The following is a 24,362-nucleotide window of genomic DNA, read 5'->3' on the forward strand; positions in this document are numbered from 1 at the left end:
AAACGGGATGCCGCCCTCTGAAACGTTTAAAGATTTCCGGAGTTTGCTATGGCCATCACCGTTCCCCTGAACGAGGTCACCAGCCCCACCTTGAAGCAGCGTCTGGCACATGCCGAGCGGGTCAACCGCTGGAAGGCCCAGGCTTTGATCGCGCCCTTGGTGCTGTTTCTGTTGCTGGTGTTCCTGGTGCCGATTGTGGCGCTGCTCTATAAGAGCGTCGGTAACCCGGAAGTGGTCGGTGGTATGCCGCGCACTGTGGCGGCGGTGACTGCCTGGGATGGTCGAGGTTTGCCGGCTGAGCCGGTTTACAAGGCCGTCAGCGAAGACCTGGCCGAAGCCCGCAAGAATCAAACCTTGGGCGATCTGTCCAAGCGACTGAACATGGAGTTGGCCGGCTATCGCAGCCTGCTGACCAAAACCGCGCGAGCGCTGCCGTTCAAGACTGAACCGGCCTCTTATAAAGACGCGATGGAAAGTCTCGACGAGCGTTGGGGCGATCCGGCGTACTGGCAGGCGATCCGCCGCAACACCAGCAGCATTACACCCTATTACCTGCTGGCGGCTGTCGATCACCGCATCGACGACCTGGGCGAAGTGGCCCCGGCCACACCAGACCAGGCTATTTACCTCGATATCTTCGCCCGCACCTTCTGGATGGGCCTGATCATTACCGCGATCTGCCTGGTGCTGGCTTATCCGCTGGCTTATCTGTTGGCCAATCTGCCGTCCCGGCAAAGCAACCTGTTGATGATTCTAGTGCTGTTGCCGTTCTGGACCTCGATTCTGGTGCGAGTCGCGGCGTGGATTGTCTTGCTGCAGTCGGGTGGCCTGATCAACAGCGCGCTGATGGCGATGGGTGTGATTGATAAACCGCTGGCGCTGGTGTTCAACCGTACCGGGGTTTACATCTCCATGGTGCACATCCTGCTGCCGTTCATGATTCTGCCGATCTACAGCGTGATGAAAGGCATCTCGCCAACCTATATGCGGGCGGCGATTTCCCTCGGTTGCCATCCGTTTGCCAGCTTCTGGCGAGTGTACTTCCCGCAGACCTATGCCGGTGTCGGCGCCGGTTGCCTGTTGGTGTTCATCCTGGCAATTGGTTACTACATCACCCCGGCGCTGCTCGGCAGCCCGAACGATCAGATGGTCAGTTACTTCGTCGCCTTCTACACCAACACCAGTATCAACTGGGGGATGGCGACTGCGCTCGGTGGCTTGCTGCTATTGGCGACCATCGTGCTCTACCTGATTTACAGCTGGCTGGTGGGCGCCAGTCGCCTGCGCCTGAGCTAAGGAGAGAATCGAAATGTTGAGCCCTTACAAGTCGCCCGTTGAGCGGGTCTGGTTCTACAGCTTGCGCATTCTCTGCGGGCTGGTTCTGTTGTTCCTGATCTTGCCGGTATTGGTGATCATTCCGCTGTCGTTCAACTCGGGCAGCTTCCTGGTTTACCCGCTGCAAGGTTTCTCGCTGCATTGGTACCAGGATTTCTTCGCCTCGGCGGAGTGGATGCGCTCCCTGAAGAACAGCATCATCGTCGCCCCGGCGGCAACTGTATTGGCGATGGTTTTCGGCACGCTGGCAGCCATCGGCCTGACGCGCGGCGACTTCCCCGGCAAACCGTTGGTGATGGCGTTGGTGATTTCGCCGATGGTGGTGCCGGTGGTGATCATTGGTGTTGCCAGCTATCTGTGCTTCGCCCCGCTGGGATTTGGCAACAGCTATACCTCGCTGATCGTCGTGCATTCGGTGTTGGGTGTGCCGTTCGTGATCATTACCGTGTCGGCTACTTTGCAAGGTTTCAATCAAAACCTGGTGCGTGCTGCCGCCAGTCTGGGCGCATCACCGCTGACGGCTTTCCGTCGGGTGACGTTGCCGTTGATCGCGCCTGGGGTGATCAGCGGGGCACTGTTTGCCTTCGCGACATCGTTCGATGAGGTGGTGGTAACGCTGTTCCTCGCCGGCCCCGAGCAAGCAACGTTGCCTCGGCAGATGTTCAGCGGCATCCGCGAAAACCTTAGCCCGACCATCGCCGCCGCCGCGACGCTGCTGATTGCTTTTTCGGTGATCCTGCTGCTGACCCTGGAATGGTTGCGTGGGCGCAGCGAGAAGCTGCGTACGGCGCCAGTCTGAAGGTAGAAGTTTTTCAAGCGGGCTTGCTCGCGACAGCGGTCTGTCGGTCGGCATAAATGTCGAATGTTCCGCCGTCATAGCGAGCAAGTCCCCGCATTGGATCTTTGTTACATTCACCGGATCAATAGCAGACAAACCCCAATCCCCAGCTACTCTTGTGCCCAGCCCCCAAAACTATAAGAGGCCGAGCCGATGAGTCTGTCTTCCTTCAAAATCGCCCACAAGCTAATCACCGGCGCTGGCGCCATCGAGCAATTGGCCGCCGAGCTGACCCGCCTGGACATTGACCACCCATTGATTGTCACCGATGCCGCGCTGGTGAGATCCGGCACGGTGGAGCTTGCGTTGGCGCAACTGGGTGAACGCTCTTATGAAATTTTCGACCGGGTTCTGCCTGACCCGGAAATCGCCATTGTCGAAGACTGCATGCGCGTTTACCGCGAAGGCGGGCACGACGGTCTGATCGGCCTGGGCGGCGGCAGTGCCATTGATATTGCCAAAAGTGTCGCCGCGTACGCCGGCTACCACGGTGCCCTCGAGGATCTGTTCGGCATTGATCAAGTGCCGCGCAAAGGCCCGCCGCTGATCGCGATCCCGACCACCGCCGGTACGGGGTCGGAAGTCACCAATGTGGCGATTCTTTCCGACAAGGTCGCGCAATTGAAGAAAGGCATCATCAGTGATTACCTGCTGCCGGATGTGGCGCTGGTCAGCCCGCAGATGACCCTGACCTGTCCGCGCAGCGTCACCGCCGCCAGCGGTATGGATGCGCTGGTTCACGCCATTGAGTCCTACCTGTCGCTGAACGCTTCGCCGATCACCGACTCACTGGCCATCGGCGCGATAAAACTCATCACCAAAGCGCTGCCCAAGGCCTACGCCAATCCTTCCAATCTGCAGGCCCGCGAAGACATGGCCACCGCCAGCCTGATGGCCGGTATGGCGTTCGGTAATGCCGGAGTCGGCGCGGTGCATGCGTTGGCCTATCCGCTGGGCGGGCGGTTCAATATCGCCCACGGCGTCAGCAATGCCTTGTTGCTTGCGCATGTCATGACCTGGAACAAGATGGCCTGCGTCGAGCGCATGCAGGATATTGCCCAGGCCATGGGCGTGAAAACCGCCGGGCTGAGTGCCAATCAAGCGGCCGATAGGGCCGTGGAGGCGATGGCCGAGTTGTGTGCCACCGTGGAGATACCCCAAGGGTTACGTAGTTTCGGGGTGCCTGAGGAGGCGATACCGGCCATGGCTGTGGAGGCCGCGGGGATCGAGCGTTTGATGCGCAACAATCCGCGTAAACTGAGCGCTGTCGATATCGAGAAAATCTATCGCACCGCGTACTAGATCATTGAGGCCACAGTGCGCGTTGGAAAGCATGAGGTATACAATGCGCGCCATCGTGATTCTGCTCAGAAAAGGTGCGTCATGCAGCCCTTCGCTATTGCTCCGTCGATTCTCTCCGCCGATTTCGCCCGTCTGGGTGAGGAAGTGGATAACGTTCTCGCCTCTGGCGCCGACATCGTCCACTTTGATGTCATGGACAACCACTACGTGCCGAACCTGACCATCGGCCCGATGGTCTGTTCCGCGCTGCGCAAATACGGCATCACCGCGCCAATCGACGCGCATCTGATGGTCAACCCGGTGGATCGCATTATCGGCGACTTCATCGAAGCCGGTGCGACCTACATCACCTTCCACCCGGAAGCCACACTGCATGTCGACCGTTCCTTGCAAATGATCCGCGAAGGCGGTTGCAAGGCGGGTCTGGTGTTCAACCCGGCGACCCCGCTGGACGTACTCAAGTACGTGATGGACAAGGTCGACATGATCCTGCTGATGAGCGTCAACCCGGGCTTTGGCGGGCAGAAGTTCATTCCCGCCACCCTCGACAAACTGCGTGAAGTGCGGGCGCTGATCGATGCGTCCGGGCGTGACATTCGTCTGGAAATCGACGGTGGGGTGAACGTCAACAACATCCGCGAAATCGCCGAGGCGGGTGCTGACACCTTCGTCGCTGGCTCGGCGATCTTCAATGCTCCGAATTACCAGGAGGTAATTGAAAAGATGCGTTCCGAACTGGCACTGGCTCGCCCATGAATGGCTTTGAGCAGCTGTTTCCCGGGCGTTTGCCACGGCTGGTGATGTTCGATCTGGATGGCACGTTGATCGATTCGGTCCCTGACCTCGCGGTGGCTGTGGATAACATGCTGCTCAAACTGGGACGCTCGCCCGTCGGTATTGAGCCTGTGCGTGAGTGGGTCGGTAACGGCGTGCAAGTGCTGGTTCGTCGCGCGCTTGCCGAAAGCATTGATCATGCTGACGTCGACGATGCCGAAGCCGAACAGGCTTTGGAGATTTTCATGGAGGCCTATGCGGACGGTCATGAACTGACCGTGGTCTACCCCGGCGCGCGCGAAACCTTGAAATGGCTGCACAAACAGGGCGTGGAAATGGCCCTGATCACCAACAAGCCTGAGCGTTTTGTCGCGCCGCTGCTGGATCAGATGAAGATCGGCCGGTATTTCCGCTGGATCATCGGCGGCGACACCTTGGCGCAGAAGAAACCCGATCCTGCGGCGCTGTTTTTCGTGATGAAAATGGCCAACGTGCCAGCCTCCCAATCGCTGTTCATCGGTGATTCGCGCAGCGATGTACTGGCGGCGAAAGCGGCAGGTGTGAAGTGTGTCGCGCTTAGCTATGGCTACAATCACGGTCGACCGATTGCCGAAGAGTCGCCGGCGCTGGTGATCGATGATCTGCGCTTTTTAATTCCCGGTTGCCTGGATCCTGCCGCTGAGATAACGTTGCCCGACGTTGCTCAACCCCCTCCAAGAGATTCCATCGTGGTGGTCACTCGCAAGCTCTGGATGAAAGTCATCAAGGCCCTGGCCCGCTGGCGTTGGCGCGCCTGACTTGATTCTGGCCGGCTATCCGGCGTGTTTGCATTACTGACCGTTAGACCCTCAAGCCACGAGGCTACTCATGATCCGCGAAGAATTCCTGCGTTTGGCCGCTGCCGGCTACAACCGCATCCCGCTTGCCTGTGAAACCCTTGCCGACTTCGACACACCGCTGTCGATCTACCTGAAACTGGCCGATCAGCCGAACTCCTATCTATTGGAGTCCGTGCAGGGCGGTGAGAAGTGGGGGCGTTATTCGATCATCGGCCTGCCATGCCGCACCGTGTTGCGTGTCCATGATCATCACATCAGTGTCACCCACGATGGTGTGGAGATCGAAAGCCATGAATCCGAAGATCCGCTGACATTCGTTGAAGCGTTCAAGGCACGCTACAACGTGCCGAGCATCGCTGGATTGCCGCGTTTCAACGGCGGGCTGGTGGGGTACTTCGGCTATGACTGCGTGCGTTATGTGGAGAAGCGTTTGGGTAAATGCCCGAACCCGGATCCACTGGGCGTACCGGACATTCTGCTGATGGTTTCCGATGCCGTGGTGGTGTTCGACAACCTCGCTGGCAAGATGCATGCGATTGTCCTGGCTGATCCTTCCCAGGAAAACGCTTACGATAATGGGCAGGCGCGCCTGCAAGAGCTGCTGGAAAAACTCCGCCAGCCGATCACCCCGCGTCGCGGTCTGGACTTCAGCAAGCAACAGGCCGCAGATCCCGTATTCCGTTCCAGCTTCACCCAGGACGATTACGAGCGGGCGGTGGACACCATCAAGGAATACATCCTCGCCGGTGACTGCATGCAGGTCGTGCCGTCGCAACGCATGTCCATCGACTTCAAGGCGGCGCCGATTGATCTGTATCGGGCGCTGCGTTGCTTCAACCCGACGCCTTATATGTACTTCTTCAACTTCGGCGACTTCCATGTCGTCGGTAGCTCGCCGGAAGTGTTGGTACGGGTCGAAGACAATCTGATCACCGTCCGGCCAATCGCTGGCACCCGCCCACGCGGGGCCAATGAAGAGGCCGACCTGGCGCTGGAAGAAGACTTGCTGTCCGATGACAAGGAAATCGCCGAGCACCTGATGCTGATCGACCTGGGTCGCAACGACACTGGCCGGGTCTCGGAAATCGGTTCAGTGAAGCTCACCGAGAAAATGGTCATCGAACGTTATTCCAACGTCATGCATATCGTCTCCAACGTTACCGGCCAACTGAAAGCCGGCCTGACGGCAATGGACGCGCTGCGGGCGATTCTGCCGGCGGGCACCTTGTCCGGCGCGCCGAAGATCCGTGCGATGGAAATCATCGATGAACTGGAACCGGTCAAGCGCGGCGTTTACGGCGGCGCGGTGGGTTATTTCGCCTGGAACGGCAACATGGACACCGCGATTGCGATTCGCACGGCGGTGATCAAAAACGGCGAACTGCATGTGCAGGCCGGTGGCGGTATCGTCGCTGACTCAGTGCCTGCGCTGGAGTGGGAAGAGACGCTGAACAAGCGCCGCGCAATGTTCCGCGCTGTTGCCCTCGCCGAACAGACGCCTTAACGCTGATCCATAAAAAACGCGGTGCCTGCGAGGGCGCCGCGTTTTTTATTGCCTTCAATTCCCCATGTAGGAGCTGCCGGAGGTTCGGGCCGCGTTCGGACGATCTTTTGATCTTGTCGACCGTCCAGGCAACAACCTTCGTTTGCCCTTTAGAAGTCCAGGCTGACACCCACGTTGATGCCTTGTTGGGTGAAGTCGTCATCCTTGCGGATGTTGTAGCTGGCCCGCAGTGCCAGGTCCTGAGTGAGTTTGTGACTCACGCCCAGGTTGAGGCGGTTCAGGTTGGTCTGCGGGGTGTAACCGGCCAGGGTGAACCGGTTGTTCGGCAGGCTGTTAAGGCTGATGGTCAGGTGCTGGGTGTCGTCGTTGTACTCGCGTTCGTGGGCAAACTCGCCAAACACTTGCGTCTGCGGGGTAACCTGATACTTGCCCTGGATACCGACGCCAAGGCGCCTGGAGTTGCGGGACTGGTCATCGAACGTCAGCGCAGTAGCGTCGGTGCCATTTTCCGAGTAACCATCGACTTTTACCTTGGCGAAATCGGCGCTCACGAACGGCGAAAGGTGCCATGGGCTGCTTGCCTGTTGCGCGATGTCGTAACCCAGGCGACCGCTGATGCCCAGCACATAGCCGCTGGTATCGCCTTTTTCCCCGCGTTCGTTAACGCCAAGGTCGAACTTGCGCTTGAGGCTGTCGTAGTCCAGATGCCCGGCGGTCATTGCGGCGTCAGCCCACCAGCGGTTCTGCTGGTACTGGGCGAACGCTGTGCCCATGTACGTGTTGAGTTTGTATTCCGAGTCGTCCTGACCTGCATCAAGCTTCTGATGGTAGAAACCGGCAGCCACACCGACGCGCCAGGCTTCATCGAGACGGTAGCTGCCGCCGATGTTCAGGTTGTAGCCGTTGCCGTCGGCGCTTGCGCCGCTGCTTTGGGTGTCGAAGTCCTGGTGTTGGCCGCCACCAGCGACAATTGCTCGCCATTGGCCAACGCCTTGCCAGTTTTCCCAGTCAGCCAGCCACTGGTTGCGCAATTCATCCTGATGCGCGCGTAGGGTGCCCTGGGCCATTTCCGGCAGCAACGTCAGCTCCCATGGCGCGGCCAGCAGGGAGTAGGCGTAATCGGCAATCAGGCGTTGCCCCGTTTCGGTCGGGTGGACCGAGTCGTTGTAGATCAGCTTGGTCGGGTCAGGGGTGGCACTGTTGATGCCGTACCGGGCGTTCTCGGTGCAGCTGTCGCCGCTGAAGCAGGTGGCGGTCAGGTTCTGGTCGGTGGCCAAGCCGAACTGTGCCGGGTTGGCGAACGTCTCTTTAAGCAGCAGCGGAATGTTGAGCGGGATGATCTCGGCGTTGACGCTCTGCAGTCGGCTCACCAGTTCGGTGTTGAACTGGGCGCTGAGCTGGGAGGTGAACGCTTGCAGCGGTGTGCCGTTGATAGCCGGGGTCAGTCCGATGTCTGGCAGCAGCCAGACCATGATGTAGCGGGCACCGGCCTGTTGCAGGGTTTGCACGCTGCTGACCAGGCGATCGGCGGCGGCGTTAGCCCCGTCAAGGCTGGTCACTCGACCCTGGAGAAAGTCGTTGCCACCGCCCGAGAGGTAATACAGTGCATTCGGGTCGGCGCGGAAGCTATTCGTCGGCAGGTAACCCGCGCGGCTGCGTTCGCCTGTGTCTGATGTGGTGGTGATCGAGTCGAGGATCTGGTCGGTGCGGTAGCCGCCGACAGCCCAGTTGTTGCCGTCAGGCAGGCCCTGGTTGGCGCGTACTGCCGAGGTCGAGGCAGCCGTCTGGTCAGGCGAAAACCCCAGTTTTCCCCCCAGCAGCTGCGTCGAATTGGCGGCGCGAATTTCACCGCTGCCATCCAGGTAGATCGGGCCGGTGCGGTTGGTGAAGCGCAACGTCGCACCGGCCGGGCCACCCGGATCGGTGAACTGCCCGGCATCGTTCAGGCTGTCGCCGAACACGATGAATTTGGAATAGGGGGAGGGAGCCGCTATCGCTTGAGCGCAAGCCAGCGCGAGAAGACAGCCGGCGAGCGGTACGAACAACGTCTGTTTGATCATGAGCAAGTCCATTTATTTATTGTTGTAGAGAACGAAACGACAGTACCAAAAACTTTTGCGCTTAAGCTATGGCCAAAGGCCGCATCGATTGTTTGTTCAGGCTTGGGCTGCGCCATATTGCACCCTCTGCTCAGCTAAGTTACTGTGCCGGGACGTATGAATGAGACCTTCCCTGTGTTGATCGTCAGCAAACTCTTGATGCGAGTTGTTAAGGCCCACGCCCGTTGGCGTTGGCGCGCCTAACTTTTCTCTGCCGGCCCGGCCGGACCTGTACCGATTTGCCTTCTTTGCCCGTGTAAAACACCGCTTGTGCTGGTTGAAGTCCAGCGACTGACAGAGCGGGAGACGCTGCGGGTAAATCATACGAAGGCCGTATTAAAAGTCAGTGAATTCAAGAGGTTGTAACCCACATGTTGCTGATGATCGATAACTACGACTCTTTTACCTACAACGTTGTGCAGTACCTCGGCGAGCTGGGTTCAGACGTCAAAGTGGTGCGTAACGATGAACTCACCATTGCCGAAGTCGAAGCCCTCAAACCCGAGCGCATCGTTGTCTCCCCAGGCCCGTGCACTCCAACTGAAGCCGGCATTTCCCTGGAAGTCATCAAGCACTTCGCCGGCAAGTTGCCCATTCTGGGTGTGTGCCTTGGACATCAGTCCATCGGCCAGGCCTTTGGCGGCGATGTGGTGCGCGCCCGTCAAGTCATGCATGGTAAGACTAGCCCGGTATTCCACGAGGACAAGGGTGTGTTCGAAGGCTTGAATCATCCGCTGACGGTTACGCGTTATCACTCGCTGATCGTCAAGCGCGAAACCCTGCCCGATTGCCTGGAACTGACTGCCTGGACGCAATGTGAAGACGGCTCCATCGACGAGATCATGGGCCTTCGCCACAAAACGCTGAACATTGAGGGTGTGCAATTTCACCCAGAGTCGATCCTCACCGAGCAGGGCCACGAGCTGTTCGCCAATTTCCTCAAACAGAGCGGCGGCACGCGCTAAGGACTTTCCATGGATATCAAGACTGCCCTGAGCCGTATCGTCGGCCACCTGGACCTGAGTACTGATGAGATGCGCGATGTCATGCGCGAGATCATGACCGGGCAATGCACTGACGCGCAGATCGGCGCCTTTATGATGGCCATGCGCATGAAAAGCGAGAGCATCGACGAAATCGTCGGGGCGGTGTCGGTCATGCGTGAGCTGGCGGACAAGGTCGAACTGAAAACCCTCGATGGCGTGGTCGATGTGGTCGGCACCGGCGGTGACGGCGCGAACATTTTCAACGTGTCGACAGCGGCCTCGTTCGTGGTCGCCGCGGCCGGTTGTACTGTGGCCAAGCACGGTAACCGTGCGGTTTCCGGAAAAAGCGGCAGTGCCGATTTGCTGGAGGCAGCCGGCATCTACCTGAACCTGACACCCGTTCAAGTAGCCCGTTGCATCGATAATGTCGGCATCGGCTTCATGTTCGCTCAGTCCCATCACGGCGCAATGAAGTACGCCGCCGGGCCACGCCGCGATTTGGGCCTGCGTACGCTGTTCAACATGCTTGGCCCGCTTACGAATCCGGCCGGCGTGAAGCATCAGGTGGTTGGCGTGTTTACTCAGGCGTTGTGCCGTCCATTGGCCGAAGTGTTGCAGCGTATGGGCAGCAAGCATGTGCTGGTGGTGCATTCCCAGGATGGTCTGGACGAATTCAGCCTCGCGGCACCGACCTTTGTTGCTGAACTGAAAGATGGCGAAATAACCGAGTACTGGGTCCAGCCGGAAGACCTTGGTATAAAAAGTCAGAGTCTGTTCGGCCTGGTGGTCGAAAGCCCGGCGGCGTCGCTTGAATTGATTCGCGATGCCCTTGGGCGTCGTAAAACCGAGAACGGCCACAAAGCTGCAGAAATGATCGTGCTCAATGCCGGCGCCGCGCTGTATGCCGCCGATCATGCGAGTAGCCTCAAAGAGGGTGTTGCCCTGGCTCACGATGCACTGCACACCGGGCTGGCTCGGGAGAAGCTCGAAGAGTTGGGCGCGTTCACCGCGGTATTCAAGATGGAGAATGAAGGATGAGTGTGCCGACGGTTCTGGAAAAGATTCTCGCGCGCAAGGTTGAAGAAGTCGCTGAGCGCAGCGCTCGCGTGACGCTTGCCGAGCTGGAAGCACTGGCCAAGGTAGCTGATGCGCCTCGCGGTTTTGCCAAGGCGCTGATCGCCCAGGCCAAGCTCAAACACCCGGCAGTGATTGCCGAGATCAAAAAGGCCTCGCCAAGCAAAGGCGTGATCCGCGAGAACTTCGTGCCGGCAGATATCGCCAGGAGCTACGAGAAAGGCGGCGCGACTTGCCTGTCAGTGCTCACTGATATCGATTTCTTCCAGGGTGCCGACGCTTATCTGCAACAGGCGCGGGCAGCGTGCAAGTTGCCGGTTATCCGCAAGGATTTCATGGTCGATCCGTATCAGATCGTTGAGGCCCGGGCGCTGGGCGCTGATTGCGTGTTGTTGATCGTTTCCGCTCTGGATGACGTGAAAATGGCCGAGCTGGCCTCCGTGGCGAAAAGCGTTGGCCTCGATGTGCTGGTTGAAGTGCACGACGGTGACGAACTGGAGCGGGCCTTGAAAACCCTCGACACACCGCTGGTGGGCGTTAACAACCGCAATCTGCATACTTTCGACGTCAACCTGGAAACCACCCTGGATCTACTGCCGCGTATCCCGCGTGATCGCCTGGTGATTACCGAGAGTGGTATCTTCAATCGTGCCGATGTCGAGCTGATGGAAATCAGCGAAGTGTATTCGTTCCTGGTTGGCGAGGCGTTCATGCGCGCGGAGAATCCAGGGACTGAGCTGCAACGGTTGTTTTTCCCTGAGCGTGGTGTGCCGGTGAGCGGCTCCACTCTCGACTAAACCTGATTGAGTGAAAAAGCCGGCGATGCCGGCTTTTTTTATACATACGTGCGCCATTGCAAAGGATTCGTACTGCCATGACTCAGCCCATTGCCTTGACCGTTGAAGCCGGTTTGCGCGCCGAGCAGGATTTGCTGACCTCTGTTTGCGCTGGCGAACTCGAGTTTGGCCTGTTGTTCTGGCAGCCGAGTGATCGAGCGCTGGTTATGCCCAGGCGTTTGAGCCGCTTGCCAGGCTTTGAGGCGGCAAGTATTGAGCTGGCCGCCAGCGGCTGGCCGGTGTTGTTGCGCGAGACCGGTGGTGAGCCGGTGCCGCAATCTTCGGCAACCATCAATATTGCACTGGTCTACGCGCCGCCACGCAGTGAAGGTGATCAGGGCCGGATCGAAATCGCCTATCGCCGGTTGTGCGATCCGATCTGTGAGCTGCTCGCTGAACTCGGCGGCACACCTTCTCTGGGAGAAGTCGACGGCGCATTCTGCGACGGGCGTTTTAACGTCAATCTCGATGGTCGCAAGATGGTGGGCACCGCTCAGCGTTGGCGTCAGAGCAAGGGCGGCCAGCGTCCGGTGGGGTTGGTGCACGGTGCGCTGTTACTGGACAACGAGCGCGAGTCAATGGTCGCGGCGGTCAACCGTTTCAATGAAGCTTGTGGTCTTGAACAGCGTGTTCGTGCTCAGAGCCACATCGCCTTACATGAGCAATTCGCCGCCCCGGATGCAATCAAGCGGCTGGATACCCTGTATCGACAGCTACTGGCGAAGTTGCTGCCGGCTTAACGAGTGCCGAATACCACCATGGTCTTGCCTTTGACATTTACCAGGTTGCTCTCTTCCAGGTCCTTGAGTACGCGCCCGACCATTTCTCGTGAACAGCCGACGATCCGACCGATTTCCTGACGGGTCACTTTGATCTGCATACCGTCTGGATGGGTCATGGCATCCGGTTGTTTGCACAACTCCAGCAGGCAACGGGCTACCCGGCCGGTGACGTCGAAGAACGCCAGGTCGCCGACCTTGCGCGTGGTATCGCGCAGGCGCTGGGCAATCTGGCCGCTGACGACGTTGAGAATATCCGGGTCCTGCCGGGACAGTTCGCGGAACTTGCTGTAGCTGATCTCCGCCACGTCACATTCGATCTTGGCCCGTACCCAGGCGCTGCGTTGCTGTTCATGACCGGCTTGTTCAAATAAGCCCAGCTCACCGAAGAAGTCACCTGAGTTGAGGTAGGCGATGATCATTTCCCGGCCATCGTCGTCCTCGATCAGGATGGTGACTGAACCTTTGATGATGAAAAACAGCGTGTCCGAACGATCGCCAGCGCAGATGATGTTGCTTTTGGCCTGATAGCGTCGGCGCTGGCAGTGCATCAACAACTTGTCGAGGTTCTTGATCTTGGGTGTGGGGGTAATAGCAACCATGGTTGAATCCCGAAAAGACTGCACGGTGTGGTTTCGTTTTAGCTTTTTTATCGAGCGCAAGATGCTGCAAATAGCTGGCCAAACGCCATTGATTTGGCGCCAGCTTAACAGACGCATTCTGTAGAGATTCGGGAATTTACCTATCGGAAGCGGCAGTCTCTGACCTGGATGCAAAACGCTGTCCTTTCTGAGCCCTGTGCTAAGCTGGCGACCCTTTTTTAGCAGTGGAGTCTTGGCGATGAAGGCACGCATCCAATGGGCTGGCGAAGCCATGTTCCTCGGTGAATCGGGCAGCGGTCATGTGGTCGTAATGGATGGTCCGCCAGAAAGCGGCGGTCGCAACCTGGGTGTGCGGCCCATGGAAATGCTCCTGCTGGGCCTTGGCGGTTGCAGCAATTTCGATGTGGTCAGCATCTTGAAGAAGTCTCGCCAGGCAGTGGAAAGCTGCGAAGCCTTCCTTGAGGCTGAGCGCGCCACTGAAGACCCTAAAGTCTTCACCAAAATTCACCTGCATTTCGTGGTCAAGGGGCGGGCCCTCAAAGAAGCTCAGGTCAAACGCGCGATCGAGCTGTCGGCCGAGAAGTATTGCTCGGCGTCGATCATGCTCGGTGCCGCCGGCGTCGCCATTACTCACGACTATGAGATTGTCGAACTCGGTTGAATCGACATTCAAGTATCATAAAAGCAGTGCAGACTCTGGCGATCATTGGCCGAGGTCTGCATAATGCGCCACTTTTTTCAGGGCAGTGATCGCTTTCAAGGCAGGTCACTTGCCCGAGCAGACAACCAAAATCGCCATCGCGAAGAGGTGTTAACCGTCCTACGCAGGTGCGTCGTTCGCATCTGACGGGCATGCTTGATCACGCGGCCGGGCCGCAATACAAAGAGAGTTTTTAACGGTGAAAAGCAAACTCAAGCTCCACGGGTTCAATAACCTGACAAAGACCTTGAGCTTCAACATCTATGACATCTGCTACGCGGAAACCCCGCAGGACCAACAGGCTTACGTCGAGTACATCAACCAAGAGTACGACGCCGAACGCCTGACGCAGATTCTTACCGATGTTGTCGATATCATTGGTGCCAACATCCTGAACATCGCCCGTCAGGATTACGATCCGCAAGGCGCCAGCGTGACCATTCTGATTTCCGAGCAGCCGGTGACACCTACCGACAGCCAGATCGAAGAATCCCCGGGGCCACTGCCCGAGACCATCCTGGCTCACCTCGACAAAAGCCACATCACCGTACATACCTATCCGGAGATTCATCCGGTGGACGGTATCGCGACTTTCCGTGTGGATATCGATGTGTCGACGTGCGGGGTTATTTCACCGCTTAAAGCGCTCAACTATCTGATTCACCAGTTCGACTCGGATATCGTTACCGTGGATTACCGCGTGCGCGGTTTCACCCGTGATGTTGAAGGCAAGAAGCACTTCATCGATCACGAGATCAACTCGATTCAGAATTACCTCTCCGAGGACACCCGCGACGGTTACCAGATGACCGACGTGAATGTGTACCAAGAGAACCTGTTCCACACCAAGATGCTGCTCAAGAACTTCGAACTGGATAACTACCTGTTCGGCGACGCCACCAGCAACTTGTCGGTCGAACAGCGCGCTCAGGTTACTGAGCGGGTGAAGCACGAAATGCTGGAGATCTTCTACGCTCGCAACATGTCGAGCTGATCTGCCAAGCAAAAAAAGGGCGCTTATTCAGCGCCCTTTTTTGTGCCCGCAGTTTTGGTTACAGACTAGATCCGATAGGTGCTCTTGGTCATGACCTTGGCCATCAGACTCATGCCGAACTTGACTGGCGCCGGGAAGCGGAAACCACCGGCATCCAGGGCGCTTTCGGCGTGCAGCTCTTCATCGATGCGCATCTGCTCGAGAATTGCCCGGGACTTCTCGTCTTCGGCAGGCAGTTGCTCCAGGTGTTCATTCAAATGTTTGCATACCTGATCTTCAGTCGCGGCCACGAAGCCGAGGCTGACTTTGTCGCTGATCAGCCCGGCAACCGCGCCAATGCCGAACGACATGCCGTAGAACAACGGGTTCAATAGGCTGGTATGGCTTCCCAATTGGCGGATGCGTTGTTCGCACCAGACCAGGTGGTCGATCTCTTCTTCGGCGGCATGCTCCATCGCGGCCCGCACCTGCGGCAGCTTGGCGGTCAGGGCCTGGCCCTGATACAGCGCCTGGGCACAGACTTCGCCGGTATGGTTGATGCGCATCAGGCCGGCAACGTGCCGGGCGTCCGCATCGCTCAACTGCGCGTCAGGCTGCACGATGGCCGGTGAAGGGCGATAGGGCTGGCCGCTGAAAGGCAGCAGGGTGCGCATGGCCGCGTCGGCTTGCAGCAAAAGACGGTCAATCGGCGAGTAGTGACGTTGGGTAGTCATGCTTACCTCCGGGAAGAATCACGGTGGCCAGTTTACCCCAATCGATGAGGCGAAGCCTGCGCTGGATCAGCACACCCTTGGCTGCAATGGTGCGAAGGGTGTGCGGCAAAGGTGGGTTCTAGAGCAATCAGCCCGGAGGCCAGTGCATCTGACGCTGGCCGAGCACGTGCATATGAATGTGATAGACGGTCTGCCCGCCCAGCTCATTGCAGTTCATGACCACACGAAAGCCTGCTTCGCAGCCAAGTTCTTTGGCCAGACGTTGGGCGGTGAACAGCATATGTCCAGCCAGCGCCTTGTCATCCTCTGTGAGGTCGTTAAGCGTGCGGACCGGTTTCTTCGGAATGACCAGAAAGTGCACCGGTGCCTGTGGGGCAATATCGTGGAAGGCCAGTACCTGGTCATCCTCGTAGATGATCTTCGCGGGTATTTCTCTGTTGATGATCTTGGTGAACAGAGTATCCACAGCTGTTGCTCCGTTGTGTTGGTCCGGGCTGAGTGTACTCAGGTGACCTGCCTGCGCCCAGCCCTTTACATGGTTGTGAGTTAACGCGGGCAGTAAGTCTTGTTGATGACACCGGCAATTTTTCGTATGAGCCAGCGTGAGCCAAGGCGTGGAACAAAGGCGCGCCAGCGGTTGCGACGCCCGGGAATAATGATTGCGCGGTTCTTTTCCAAAGCGCGTACGGTGTAGAGCGCAACCTCCTCGGGGCTCATCAGCAGCTTGCTGCTTTCCAGCTTGCTTGCGTCGAGCTGAGCGGTGCGGAAGAAGGCAGTGCGCGTCGGCCCAGGGCAGAGCACCGATACCTTTACCGCGCATTTTTTCAGCTCTTCGCGCAGACCTTCCGAGAAATGCAGGACATATGCCTTGCTGGCGTAGTACGTACTCATCCAGGGGCCTGGGTGAAAGGCCGCGATCGATGCGACATTCAGAATCTGCCCGCCACCATAAAGAGCCATGGTGTTGCCAACGGCATGGCACAAACGGGTGAGGGCGAGAATGTTCACTTCGATCAGGTCTTGTTCCGTCATCCAGTCCTGGGCCAGAAACGGACCGCAGGTGCCGATGCCGGCGCAATTGACCAGCAAATCAATCTGACGGTCACCTTCTTCAAGCTCCAGCAAAAAGCCGGAGAGGCGCAGCGGCTCTCCGAGGTCGCAGGCACGGAACAATACTTCCACGCCAAAGCGCTGGGTCAGTTCTATCGCAATGCTTTCCAACTGATCACGTTGGCGGGCCACCAGAATCAGGCTGCGGCCACGTCTTGCCAGCGCTTCGGCCATGGCCAGGCCAATGCCGCTGGAAGCACCAGTGATCAGAGCGTAACGGGTCATGCAAATCTCCATCGCAACGGCTTCGCACCTGGGACAAAGGTGTCACAGGCGCAGAGCGCTTTTCATTCTTGCGCAGAGTCTACAGGGGGCTGAGCTGATTGGGCTGCATCTGTCGCTGGTTCGATGTTTTCGTAGCTCCTCAGCGAGCTGCTCTCGTACTCATCTTTGAGAGTGTAAGGCCGCCAGCGATTGCGTCGATGAGCACCGCGGCAAGCAAGACCAGCCAGAGTGAAGACAGCGCTTTGGCTGTTGTGCTGTCCAACGGCCTCAGCGCGGCCAGCGTTTTGGCAATCGCGTGGCAAGCTCTTGCGCGCTGCGGTATTCGGCGTCCAGGCGTGCCACCAATTGATCGACGCTGGGCAGATCATCAATTTCACCTACCCCCTGGCCAGCCGACCAAACGGTTTTCCAGGCTTTGGCTTCGTCGCTGAGGGGTTTGAGTTTCGACCCGAAGTTGACTTCACCCTTGCCCTGCAGCACCCCCAAATCGAAACCGGCATTTACCAGGCTCTGGCGCATGAAGCTTGCGGGGACGCCGGACACCGCTGGGGTGTGAATGATGTCGGCGGCCTTGGAGCTCAGTAGCATCTCTTTATAAGCTTCAGGTGCGTGGCTTTCGGTTGTGCCAATAAAGCGTGTGCCGAAATACGCCAGATCCGCACCGAGCAGTTGTGCGGCAAGAATCTCGTGGCCGTGGTTCAAGCAACCGGCCAGTAGAAGGGTCTTGTCGAAGAACTGGCGGATTTCGGCAATCAGTGAGAACGGACTCCAGGTCCCGGCATGTCCGCCAGCACCGGCGGCGACCGCAATCAATCCGTCCACGCCAGCTTCAGCGGCTTTTTCAGCGTGGCGACGAGTTGTGACATCGTGAAACACCAGCCCTCCATAACTGTGTACCGCATCGACGAGCTCTTTCACCGCGCCGAGGCTGGTGATGACAATCGGCACTTTGTGTTCGATACAGATCGCCAGATCCGCCTCAAGCCGCGGGTTGCTATGGTGAACGATCAAATTCACGGCATAGGGCGCAGTATTTTCCAGCGCCGCCAGTCCTGCTTCAATTTCCTCGAGCCAGGCTTTGAAACCGCTGCTTTCACGTTGGTTGAGAGCGGGAAAGCTCCCGACCACGCCGTTACGACAGCAAGCCAGTACCAACTGCGGGTTGGAAATCAGGAACATCGGCGCTGCCACGACAGGCAGACGCAAGCGTTCTTCTAGCAGGGCGGGCAGCGACATTGAAAGTACCCCGAATAGTTGCGACTAGTAGGATTTAGAACGGCCGCACAACGACCAGAATTACGATTGCCAGCAATATCAGAACAGGCACTTCATTGAACCAGCGATAAAAAACGTGGCTGCGGGTGTTTTCGCCGCGGGCAAAGCGTTTTACCTGTGCGCCGCACATATGATGGTAGCCAATCAGGATTACCACGAGGGTCAACTTAGCGTGCATCCAGGCGCCTTGGCCGAAGTAGGTGCTCGGGTTGAGACTGATCAGCCAGATCCCGAATGCCAGCGTGGCGATCATCGCCGGGCCCATGATCCCGCGGTATAGCTTGCGCTCCATGATGCTGAAGCGCTCTTTGCTAACGCTGTCTTCACTTTGCGCGTGGTAGACGAATAGTCGCGGCAGGTAAAACAGGCCGGCAAACCAGCAGACCAGACTGATAATGTGAAAAGCTTTGAGCCACAGATACAGCATTTTTAGTTATTCCCAGGTTCACGGTAGTCCGAATAGTAGAGGCTTGAGCCTCCGTACGTCACCTTGACGGTTGTCGCAGGCCTGCGCGGCCCCTATTATCGACGGCTTTCCAGTGGTTCGTTGAGGGCAGGTATATGGTCAAGGTCGGTATCGTCGGCGGCACGGGTTACACCGGTGTCGAACTGTTGCGTCTGTTGGCACAGCATCCGCAAGCTGAAGTGGTAGTGATCACTTCCCGATCCGAGGCGGGCCTGGCCGTTGCCGACATGTACCCGAACCTGCGAGGCCATTACGACGGCCTGGCGTTCAGCGTGCCGGACATCGAGACATTGGCTGCCTGTGATGTGGTGTTCTTCGCCACACCGCACGGTGTTGCTCATGCATTGGCGGGCGAGTTGCTGGCAGCGGGCACCAAGGTTATCGACCTGTCGGCAGACTTCCGTTTGCGGGATGCTGATGAATGGGCCAAGTGGTACGGCCAGCCTCATGGCGCGCCACAGCTGCTGGAGGAAGCCGTTTACGGTTTACCTGAAGTCAATCGCGAGCAAATCAAACAGGCGCGCCTGATTGCGGTGCCGGGTTGCTATCCAACGGCCACGCAATTGGGCTTCCTGCCATTGCTTGAGGCTGGGCTGGCAGATACCACACGCTTGATCGCTGACTGCAAGTCGGGTGTCAGCGGCGCCGGTCGCGGTGCCAGCGTTGGTTCGCTGTATTCCGAGACCTCCGAAAGCATGAAGGCCTATGCGGTCAAAGGGCATCGTCATTTGCCTGAGATTCGCCAGGGACTGCGTCGCGCAGCCGGCAAGGATGTCGGCCTGACCTTCGTCCCGCATCTGACGCCAATGATTCGTGGTATTCACTCGACGCTCTACGCGACCGTTGTGGACAGGTCGGTGGATCTGCAGGCGTTATTTGAAAAACGCTATGCCAATGAGCCATTCGTCGATGTCATGCCAGCGGGCAGTCATCCGGAAACCCGTAGCGTACGCGGCGCCAATGTCTGCCGTATCGCCGTTCATCGTCCACAAGACGGTGATCTGGTGGTGGTGTTGTCGGTGATCGATAACCTGGTCAAAGGAGCGTCGGGTCAGGCGGTACAGAACCTGAACATCCTGTTCGGTCTGGATGAGCGCTTGGGCCTGTCCCACGCCGGGATGCTGCCGTAAGGGAGTTATCTCCTGTAGGAGCGAGCTTGCTCGCGATGGATTCCAAGGCGCCACGTTTATCCAGGAAGTACGTGTCACCGTTAACGACCATCGCGAGCAAGCTCGCTCCTACTTGCTATACCATAACAATAGTTGACCGCTTTTCTAGGAGAAGCGGATAATGCGCGTCATCACGCATTATGGCGGCGTAACGCCGGGAGATAGTCAGCATGAGCGTCGAATCCTTCACCCCCACGGCTTTGCAATTTACCCACGGTGCCGCGCACAAGGTAAAGAGCCTGGTCGATGAAGAGGGTAATGATCGCTTGAAGCTGCGCGTATTCGTTACGGGCGGCGGTTGTTCAGGGTTTCAATACGGCTTCACCTTCGATGAAGAAGTGGCCGATGACGACACCATCGTTGAGCGCGAAGGCGTCAGTCTGGTAGTCGATCCGATGAGCTTCCAGTACCTGGCAGGCGCCGAGGTGGATTATCAGGAAGGTCTGGAAGGTTCTCGTTTCGTAATCAAGAACCCGAATGCCACTACGACGTGTGGTTGCGGTTCTTCGTTCTCGATCTGATCGATCAGCGCAGTACCCGTTTCACTCAACGCCGCATGGCTTCAGAGCTCTGCGGCGTTTTGCTGTCTATCGATCAAGCGGGATAGATGGCACCGAGTACACGCAAGCCTTGAGCACCGGTGACGCTGGGGCGATTGGCTGCAATGCCTTCCAGGCAGCAATGGGCCAGCCAGGCAAACGCCATGGCTTCGACCCAGTCCGGGTCTACGCCGTAAGCAGCGGTGCTGCTGACTTTGGTGTTTGGCAGCAGGGCGGCGAGGCGGCTCATCAATGCTGCGTTGTGGGCGCCACCGCCGCAGACCAGCAGCTCTTGCGTCCCGCTTTGCGCTGCTTGTAATGACTCGACGATGGTCAGTGCGGTCAATTCAAGCAGTGTCGCTTGCACGTCTTCGGCGGAAAACTCTGGCAGGCAGAGCAGATGCTGCTGGAGCCATTCAAGATTGAATACTTCACGACCGGTGCTCTTTGGGCCTTTCGCCAGGAAGAAGGGGTCGCTGAGCAAGGCTTTCAGCAGCGCGGGCTCTACCTTCCCACTGGCGGCCCATTGGCCATCGCGATCAAAGTTGTCGCCGCGCTGCGAGTGAATCCAGGCATCAAGCAAAACGTTTCCGGGGCCGCAGTCAAAGCCTGCGACGGGCTTGCCAGTCTCGATCAGGCTGAGATTGCTGAATCCGCCGACATTCAGCACTGCGCGATTGCCTGCACGCTCATCAAACAGCGCTTCGTGGAAGGCTGGAACCAGCGGAGCACCCTGCCCGCCAGCGGCAACGTCACGGCTGCGGAAGTCGCTGACGACGGTGATGCCGGTGAGCTCGGTCAGCAGGGCTGGATTGCCGATCTGGACAGTGAAGCCCCGTGCAGGCTCATGGCGAATGGTTTGCCCGTGGCTGCCAATCGCTCGAATATCTTCAGGCTTCAGTTTCTGTTGAGCGAGGAGGGTGCGGATGCCCTGAGCGGCCAGTTGCACCCAGTGCTGTTGGGCGATGGCGGAGCGGGCAATCTCGTCCGGGCCGCTGGCACACAAGCCAAGCATCTCGGCGCGCAGGGTTTCAGGCATGGGGATGTAATGCGTGGCGATCAGCTTGATCGCCGGTGCTTGCTCGATCAGCGCGATATCCAGGCCATCAAGGCTGGTCCCGGACATCACACCTATATAGAGCGCCATGACTTAGCGTTTACTCGAAGCCAGCATGGTGGCTTTCTCTTGCTCCATCCGCGCCATCAGCGGCTGACTTTGCTGCAGGAAGCGCACACGTTCCGCTTTGGCGATCGGGTCGGCCATTGGCAGCTTCTGGCCCAGCGGGTCGACGTGTACACCGTTGACCTGGAACTCATAGTGCAAGTGTGGACCAGTGGAGAGCCCGGTGGTGCCGATATAACCGATAACCTGGCCCTGCTTGACGTTGCCGCCAGTCTGGATGCCTTTGGCGAAGCCCTGCATGTGGCCATAAAGCGTGCGATAGGTATTGCCGTGCTGGATGATCACGGTGTTGCCGTAGCCACCGCGGCGGCCGGCCAATAGAACCTTGCCATCACCGGCGGCCTTGATCGGCGTACCGCGAGGGGCTGCATAGTCGACACCTTTGTGGGCGCGGATCTTGTTCAGGATCGGGTGCTTACGCCCCATGGAGAAGCGCGAGCTGATGCGGGCGAAGTCCACGGGAGTACGGATAAAGGCTTTGCGCATGCTGTTGCCATCAGCGGTGTAGTAGCTGCTGGAGCCTTGCTTGTTGGTGTAGCGCACGGCGGTGTACGTCTTGCCGCGGTTGGTGAAGCGTGCGGAAAGGATCGGGCCGGTGCCGACGGTTTTACCGTTGATGACCTTTTGTTCGTAGATCACATCGAATTCGTCACCCTGACGAATATCCTGGGCGAAGTCGACGTCATAGCCGAACACGCTGGCCATATCCATGGTCAGACTATGAGACAGACCGGCACGTGCGGCGGATTGCGAGAGCGAGCTGTTGATCACGCCATGAACGTAGGCGGAGCGTACTGTGGGCTTGGTGGTGACACGGTTGAAAGCAAAGCCCTTGGCACCTTTGGTCAGGCTAATGCTTTCCAGGTCGCTGACCTTGCTGTGCAAGTTGTTCAACTGGCCATTGGGGCTCAATTCGAACTCGAGTTTCTGGCCGTGCTTGAGCTGAGTAAACAGTTTGGCCTGTTTGTCGCTGGCCAGGACTTCATGCACCGATGTCGTTGGCAGACCGACTTTCTCGAACAGTGTGGAGAGCGTGTCGCCTTTGGCAACAATAACTTCCCTGTGAAGAGGGGTTTTTTTCTCTTCTACAACCGCTGGAACAGGCCGTGCCTGAGCGGTTTCCTTGCTGTCTTCGGGGCTGTTTTCGATTTGTGCAAATGGGGGCGCTAGCGCTTCATTTGTGGCTTGTTCCGCATCGGAAGCGTCTTGATCTTGTGTCAGTTGCTGAACCGGGCTTTCCAGGTCAAGACTCAGAGTCGTTCTTTTGGCTTCTACATCGCTTGAAGGGAATACCAGGAGCGCCAGGCTGAGAAGAGCGGCAATACCACTTGCGGCGAGCAGGTGGGTCTTCGGATAAAGCGGCGGCGCCTTAGTCGGTTCTGTGAGCATAGGTAATTTGACTTTGATAAAGATGAATTGGAAAAGATGAATGACATGATGAAGATGAAATAACTGTATAAAATATAACCAAATCATCTGTGAAGCAAGCCCGCGGACACTCTGTTCGTGGATTGGCCTCCGTACGCCGGGCAAAACTTGTAATTAGTCCGCGATCTTGTATGGTTGGTTCCCTTTGAATCTGAGCCTTGCGGGTCTGTTATGAAGTCGGTTGAAGAACAGCTAGCGCTGATCAAACGTGGTGCGGAAGAGGTGTTGGTCGAGTCCGAGCTGGTCGAAAAGCTCAAGCGTGGTCAGCCACTACGTATTAAGGCTGGTTTCGATCCGACCGCGCCGGATTTGCACCTGGGTCATACGGTGCTTATTAATAAGCTGCGTCAGTTCCAGGACTTGGGGCATCAGGTGATTTTCCTGATAGGCGACTTCACCGGAATGATTGGTGATCCGAGCGGCAAGAGCGTAACGCGTCCTCCGTTGACTCGTGAGCAGGTCCTCGAAAATGCCGAGACTTACAAGAGTCAGGTATTCAAGATTCTTGATCCGGCCAAGACCGAGGTGGCGTTCAACTCCACCTGGATGGACAAGATGGGGCCGGCGGATTTCATTCGTCTCACCTCGCAGTACACCGTAGCGCGCATGCTTGAGCGCGACGACTTCAACAATCGTTACTCGACCAATCAGCCGATCGCGATCCATGAGTTCCTTTATCCGCTGGTTCAGGGGTATGACTCGGTGGCGCTGCGTGCCGATGTCGAGCTGGGCGGTACAGATCAGAAGTTCAATCTGCTGATGGGGCGCGAGTTGCAGCGTTCTTATGGGCAGGAGGCGCAGTGCATCCTCACCATGCCTTTGCTTGAAGGCCTGGATGGCGTGAAGAAGATGTCCAAGTCTCTGGGCAACTACGTCGGGATTCAGGAAGCGCCAGGCGTGATGTATGGCAAGCTGGTGTCTATTCCGGATGTGCTGATGTGGCGCTACTTCGAGTTGCTGAGCTTCCGCTCGATGGATGAGATTGCCGTATTTAAGGCTGATGTAGAGGCTGGCGCCAATCCTCGTGACATAAAGATCAAGCTGGCTGAAGAAATCGTAGCGCGCTTCCATGGTGAAGAGGCTGCGGCGAATGCTCATCGCGCGGCTGGCAATCGCATGAAGGATGGTGAGTTGCCGGATGATCTGCCTGAGATCGAATTGACTGCTACCGAAGATATGCCGATTGCCGCCGTCCTTAATAAGGCGGGCCTGGTGAAGAATTCGGCAGTGGCGCGCGACCTTCTTGGTTCTGGTGGTGTGCGTATAGATGGTGAGGTGGTTGATCGTACCTATATATATGCATTGGGTGCGACCCATGTTTGTCAGGCTGGTAAGAAGGCTTTTGCGCGTATTACGCTAAAGCCTGAATAAAGCGTCAATTAACCCTTGACGACAGAATCTGGAAGCCTATAATTCGCCCCACTTCCGGCGCAGTCGAAACGGAAAACTCCTTGGTAAACAAAGAGTTACGCGGTTTTCGACAGCGCTTGAGCTTCAGTTCAGCGAAGCCGGAAGGAGTTACTGGGGCAGTGAGGTTTTGCTCTAATAACGGTTCGATCCACTCGGTCGAAAGCGGTGTAAAAGAGGTGTTG

Annotated in this window: 25 protein-coding genes; 15 read left to right on the forward strand and 10 right to left on the reverse strand. The window is 57.7% G+C overall.

The annotated features are described in order from the left end of the window. Window positions 1-48: 48 nt before the first annotated feature. From AC07W5_RS03410 to trpE, 6 genes are all read left to right on the forward strand, one after another. Window positions 49-1,296 (forward strand): ABC transporter permease, encoded by a 1,248-nt coding sequence (locus tag AC07W5_RS03410; RefSeq protein WP_494990546.1) that lies wholly within the window; start codon window positions 49-51, stop codon window positions 1,294-1,296. 13 nt (window positions 1,297-1,309) lie between these two features. Then, complete coding sequence (locus tag AC07W5_RS03415) at window positions 1,310-2,134, forward strand: ABC transporter permease (RefSeq protein WP_494990545.1); 825 nt, start codon at window positions 1,310-1,312, stop codon at window positions 2,132-2,134. Window positions 2,135-2,326: 192 nt separating this feature from the next. Then, complete coding sequence (locus AC07W5_RS03420) at window positions 2,327-3,475, forward strand: iron-containing alcohol dehydrogenase (RefSeq protein ID WP_495022781.1); 1,149 nt, start codon at window positions 2,327-2,329, stop codon at window positions 3,473-3,475. 81 nt (window positions 3,476-3,556) lie between these two features. After that, window positions 3,557-4,231 carry a ribulose-phosphate 3-epimerase gene (gene rpe / locus AC07W5_RS03425; RefSeq protein WP_494990543.1) on the forward strand — a complete coding sequence of 225 codons (675 nt, stop codon included), beginning with the start codon at window positions 3,557-3,559 and terminating at the stop codon, window positions 4,229-4,231. After that, window positions 4,228-5,046 (forward strand): phosphoglycolate phosphatase, encoded by an 819-nt coding sequence (locus AC07W5_RS03430; RefSeq protein ID WP_495011952.1) that lies wholly within the window; start codon window positions 4,228-4,230, stop codon window positions 5,044-5,046. The genes rpe and AC07W5_RS03430 overlap by 4 nt, the downstream gene beginning before the upstream one ends. 70 nt (window positions 5,047-5,116) lie before the next feature. Next, complete coding sequence (gene trpE, locus AC07W5_RS03435) at window positions 5,117-6,592, forward strand: anthranilate synthase component I (RefSeq protein WP_495022782.1); 1,476 nt, start codon at window positions 5,117-5,119, stop codon at window positions 6,590-6,592. A gap of 149 nt (window positions 6,593-6,741) precedes the next feature. On the opposite strand, the gene estP is transcribed toward trpE, so the two are convergent. Beyond that, a complete protein-coding gene (estP, locus tag AC07W5_RS03440; protein ID WP_495022783.1) occupies window positions 6,742-8,652 on the reverse strand; it encodes an esterase EstP in 1,911 nt (636 codons plus the stop codon). Window positions 8,653-9,062: 410 nt separating this feature from the next. On the opposite strand from estP, the gene AC07W5_RS03445 reads away from it, so the two are divergent. From AC07W5_RS03445 to AC07W5_RS03460, 4 genes are all read left to right on the forward strand, one after another. Beyond that, window positions 9,063-9,656, forward strand: a complete 594-nt coding sequence (locus AC07W5_RS03445) for an aminodeoxychorismate/anthranilate synthase component II (protein ID WP_495022784.1) — start codon at window positions 9,063-9,065, stop codon at window positions 9,654-9,656. Between the two features lie 9 nt (window positions 9,657-9,665). After that, complete coding sequence (trpD, locus tag AC07W5_RS03450; RefSeq protein WP_494990538.1) at window positions 9,666-10,715, forward strand: anthranilate phosphoribosyltransferase; 1,050 nt, start codon at window positions 9,666-9,668, stop codon at window positions 10,713-10,715. Beyond that, a complete protein-coding gene (trpC, locus tag AC07W5_RS03455; protein ID WP_494990537.1) occupies window positions 10,712-11,548 on the forward strand; it encodes an indole-3-glycerol phosphate synthase TrpC in 837 nt (278 codons plus the stop codon). The genes trpD and trpC overlap by 4 nt, the downstream gene beginning before the upstream one ends. A 77-nt stretch (window positions 11,549-11,625) precedes the next feature. Then, a complete protein-coding gene (locus tag AC07W5_RS03460) occupies window positions 11,626-12,327 on the forward strand; it encodes a lipoate--protein ligase family protein (RefSeq protein ID WP_495022785.1) in 702 nt (233 codons plus the stop codon). On the opposite strand, the gene crp is transcribed toward AC07W5_RS03460, so the two are convergent. Continuing rightward, on the reverse strand, window positions 12,324-12,968 hold the full coding sequence (gene crp / locus AC07W5_RS03465) for a cAMP-activated global transcriptional regulator CRP (RefSeq protein WP_494990535.1): 645 nt from the start codon (window positions 12,966-12,968) through the stop codon (window positions 12,324-12,326). The genes AC07W5_RS03460 and crp overlap by 4 nt on opposite strands. A 238-nt stretch (window positions 12,969-13,206) precedes the next feature. On the opposite strand from crp, the gene AC07W5_RS03470 reads away from it, so the two are divergent. Together AC07W5_RS03470 and speD are read left to right on the forward strand one after the other, a co-directional pair. Next, a complete protein-coding gene (locus AC07W5_RS03470; RefSeq protein ID WP_495011949.1) occupies window positions 13,207-13,629 on the forward strand; it encodes an OsmC family protein in 423 nt (140 codons plus the stop codon). A gap of 238 nt (window positions 13,630-13,867) precedes the next feature. Next, window positions 13,868-14,662, forward strand: a complete 795-nt coding sequence (gene speD / locus AC07W5_RS03475) for an adenosylmethionine decarboxylase (protein WP_494990533.1) — start codon at window positions 13,868-13,870, stop codon at window positions 14,660-14,662. A 65-nt stretch (window positions 14,663-14,727) separates the two neighbouring features. Here the strand turns inward: speD and coq7 are convergent, their stop codons facing one another. From coq7 to hemJ, 5 genes are all read right to left on the reverse strand, one after another. Next, on the reverse strand, window positions 14,728-15,375 hold the full coding sequence (gene coq7 / locus AC07W5_RS03480) for a 2-polyprenyl-3-methyl-6-methoxy-1,4-benzoquinone monooxygenase (protein WP_494990532.1): 648 nt from the start codon (window positions 15,373-15,375) through the stop codon (window positions 14,728-14,730). 127 nt (window positions 15,376-15,502) lie between these two features. Then, window positions 15,503-15,841: a histidine triad nucleotide-binding protein gene (locus tag AC07W5_RS03485; protein ID WP_494990531.1), complete on the reverse strand. Its 339-nt coding sequence runs from the start codon at window positions 15,839-15,841 to the stop codon at window positions 15,503-15,505. Window positions 15,842-15,921: 80 nt separating this feature from the next. Further along, window positions 15,922-16,710, reverse strand: a complete 789-nt coding sequence (locus AC07W5_RS03490; protein WP_494990530.1) for an SDR family NAD(P)-dependent oxidoreductase — start codon at window positions 16,708-16,710, stop codon at window positions 15,922-15,924. A 267-nt stretch (window positions 16,711-16,977) separates the two neighbouring features. After that, the gene (locus tag AC07W5_RS03495; RefSeq protein ID WP_495022786.1) at window positions 16,978-17,946 is read right to left on the reverse strand and encodes an NAD(P)H-dependent flavin oxidoreductase; all 969 of its coding nucleotides are present in this window, start codon (window positions 17,944-17,946) and stop codon (window positions 16,978-16,980) included. 34 nt (window positions 17,947-17,980) lie between these two features. Next, window positions 17,981-18,412, reverse strand: coding sequence for a protoporphyrinogen oxidase HemJ (gene hemJ, locus AC07W5_RS03500; protein WP_494990528.1), 432 nt, complete (start codon window positions 18,410-18,412; stop codon window positions 17,981-17,983). A gap of 134 nt (window positions 18,413-18,546) precedes the next feature. Here hemJ and argC point away from each other — a divergent pair, with 134 nt between their 5' ends. Together argC and erpA are read left to right on the forward strand one after the other, a co-directional pair. Further along, complete coding sequence (gene argC / locus AC07W5_RS03505) at window positions 18,547-19,581, forward strand: N-acetyl-gamma-glutamyl-phosphate reductase (protein ID WP_495022787.1); 1,035 nt, start codon at window positions 18,547-18,549, stop codon at window positions 19,579-19,581. Window positions 19,582-19,790: 209 nt separating this feature from the next. Beyond that, window positions 19,791-20,141 (forward strand): iron-sulfur cluster insertion protein ErpA, encoded by a 351-nt coding sequence (gene erpA, locus AC07W5_RS03510; protein ID WP_007906865.1) that lies wholly within the window; start codon window positions 19,791-19,793, stop codon window positions 20,139-20,141. Between the two features lie 73 nt (window positions 20,142-20,214). On the opposite strand, the gene AC07W5_RS03515 is transcribed toward erpA, so the two are convergent. Together AC07W5_RS03515 and AC07W5_RS03520 are read right to left on the reverse strand one after the other, a co-directional pair. Next, window positions 20,215-21,306 carry an anhydro-N-acetylmuramic acid kinase gene (locus tag AC07W5_RS03515; RefSeq protein WP_495022788.1) on the reverse strand — a complete coding sequence of 364 codons (1,092 nt, stop codon included), beginning with the start codon at window positions 21,304-21,306 and terminating at the stop codon, window positions 20,215-20,217. A 3-nt stretch (window positions 21,307-21,309) separates the two neighbouring features. Continuing rightward, a complete protein-coding gene (locus AC07W5_RS03520) occupies window positions 21,310-22,731 on the reverse strand; it encodes a peptidoglycan DD-metalloendopeptidase family protein (protein WP_495022789.1) in 1,422 nt (473 codons plus the stop codon). A 210-nt stretch (window positions 22,732-22,941) separates the two neighbouring features. Here AC07W5_RS03520 and tyrS point away from each other — a divergent pair, with 210 nt between their 5' ends. Next, window positions 22,942-24,141: a tyrosine--tRNA ligase gene (tyrS, locus tag AC07W5_RS03525; RefSeq protein WP_495022795.1), complete on the forward strand. Its 1,200-nt coding sequence runs from the start codon at window positions 22,942-22,944 to the stop codon at window positions 24,139-24,141. Between the two features lie 4 nt (window positions 24,142-24,145). On the opposite strand, the gene AC07W5_RS03530 is transcribed toward tyrS, so the two are convergent. Continuing rightward, window positions 24,146-24,362 (reverse strand): hypothetical protein (locus tag AC07W5_RS03530; RefSeq protein WP_495022790.1); only part of this gene is annotated, 217 nt, incomplete at its 5' end.

The sequence above is a fragment of the Pseudomonas sp. GW821-FHT01E05 genome (genome assembly GCF_059422425.1).

Coding starts and splice junctions, on each gene's coding strand:
- AC07W5_RS03410 (WP_494990546.1), top strand. CDS start 49: ATGGCCATCACCGTTCCCCTGAACGAGGTCACCAGCCCCACCTTGAAG.
- AC07W5_RS03415 (WP_494990545.1), top strand. CDS start 1,310: ATGTTGAGCCCTTACAAGTCGCCCGTTGAGCGGGTCTGGTTCTACAGC.
- AC07W5_RS03420 (WP_495022781.1), top strand. CDS start 2,327: ATGAGTCTGTCTTCCTTCAAAATCGCCCACAAGCTAATCACCGGCGCT.
- rpe (WP_494990543.1), top strand. CDS start 3,557: ATGCAGCCCTTCGCTATTGCTCCGTCGATTCTCTCCGCCGATTTCGCC.
- AC07W5_RS03430 (WP_495011952.1), top strand. CDS start 4,228: ATGAATGGCTTTGAGCAGCTGTTTCCCGGGCGTTTGCCACGGCTGGTG.
- trpE (WP_495022782.1), top strand. CDS start 5,117: ATGATCCGCGAAGAATTCCTGCGTTTGGCCGCTGCCGGCTACAACCGC.
- estP (WP_495022783.1), bottom strand. CDS start 8,652: ATGATCAAACAGACGTTGTTCGTACCGCTCGCCGGCTGTCTTCTCGCG.
- AC07W5_RS03445 (WP_495022784.1), top strand. CDS start 9,063: ATGTTGCTGATGATCGATAACTACGACTCTTTTACCTACAACGTTGTG.
- trpD (WP_494990538.1), top strand. CDS start 9,666: ATGGATATCAAGACTGCCCTGAGCCGTATCGTCGGCCACCTGGACCTG.
- trpC (WP_494990537.1), top strand. CDS start 10,712: ATGAGTGTGCCGACGGTTCTGGAAAAGATTCTCGCGCGCAAGGTTGAA.
- AC07W5_RS03460 (WP_495022785.1), top strand. CDS start 11,626: ATGACTCAGCCCATTGCCTTGACCGTTGAAGCCGGTTTGCGCGCCGAG.
- crp (WP_494990535.1), bottom strand. CDS start 12,968: ATGGTTGCTATTACCCCCACACCCAAGATCAAGAACCTCGACAAGTTG.
- AC07W5_RS03470 (WP_495011949.1), top strand. CDS start 13,207: ATGAAGGCACGCATCCAATGGGCTGGCGAAGCCATGTTCCTCGGTGAA.
- coq7 (WP_494990532.1), bottom strand. CDS start 15,375: ATGACTACCCAACGTCACTACTCGCCGATTGACCGTCTTTTGCTGCAA.
- AC07W5_RS03490 (WP_494990530.1), bottom strand. CDS start 16,710: ATGACCCGTTACGCTCTGATCACTGGTGCTTCCAGCGGCATTGGCCTG.
- AC07W5_RS03495 (WP_495022786.1), bottom strand. CDS start 17,946: ATGTCGCTGCCCGCCCTGCTAGAAGAACGCTTGCGTCTGCCTGTCGTG.
- hemJ (WP_494990528.1), bottom strand. CDS start 18,412: ATGCTGTATCTGTGGCTCAAAGCTTTTCACATTATCAGTCTGGTCTGC.
- argC (WP_495022787.1), top strand. CDS start 18,547: ATGGTCAAGGTCGGTATCGTCGGCGGCACGGGTTACACCGGTGTCGAA.
- erpA (WP_007906865.1), top strand. CDS start 19,791: ATGAGCGTCGAATCCTTCACCCCCACGGCTTTGCAATTTACCCACGGT.
- AC07W5_RS03515 (WP_495022788.1), bottom strand. CDS start 21,306: ATGGCGCTCTATATAGGTGTGATGTCCGGGACCAGCCTTGATGGCCTG.
- AC07W5_RS03520 (WP_495022789.1), bottom strand. CDS start 22,731: ATGCTCACAGAACCGACTAAGGCGCCGCCGCTTTATCCGAAGACCCAC.
- tyrS (WP_495022795.1), top strand. CDS start 22,942: ATGAAGTCGGTTGAAGAACAGCTAGCGCTGATCAAACGTGGTGCGGAA.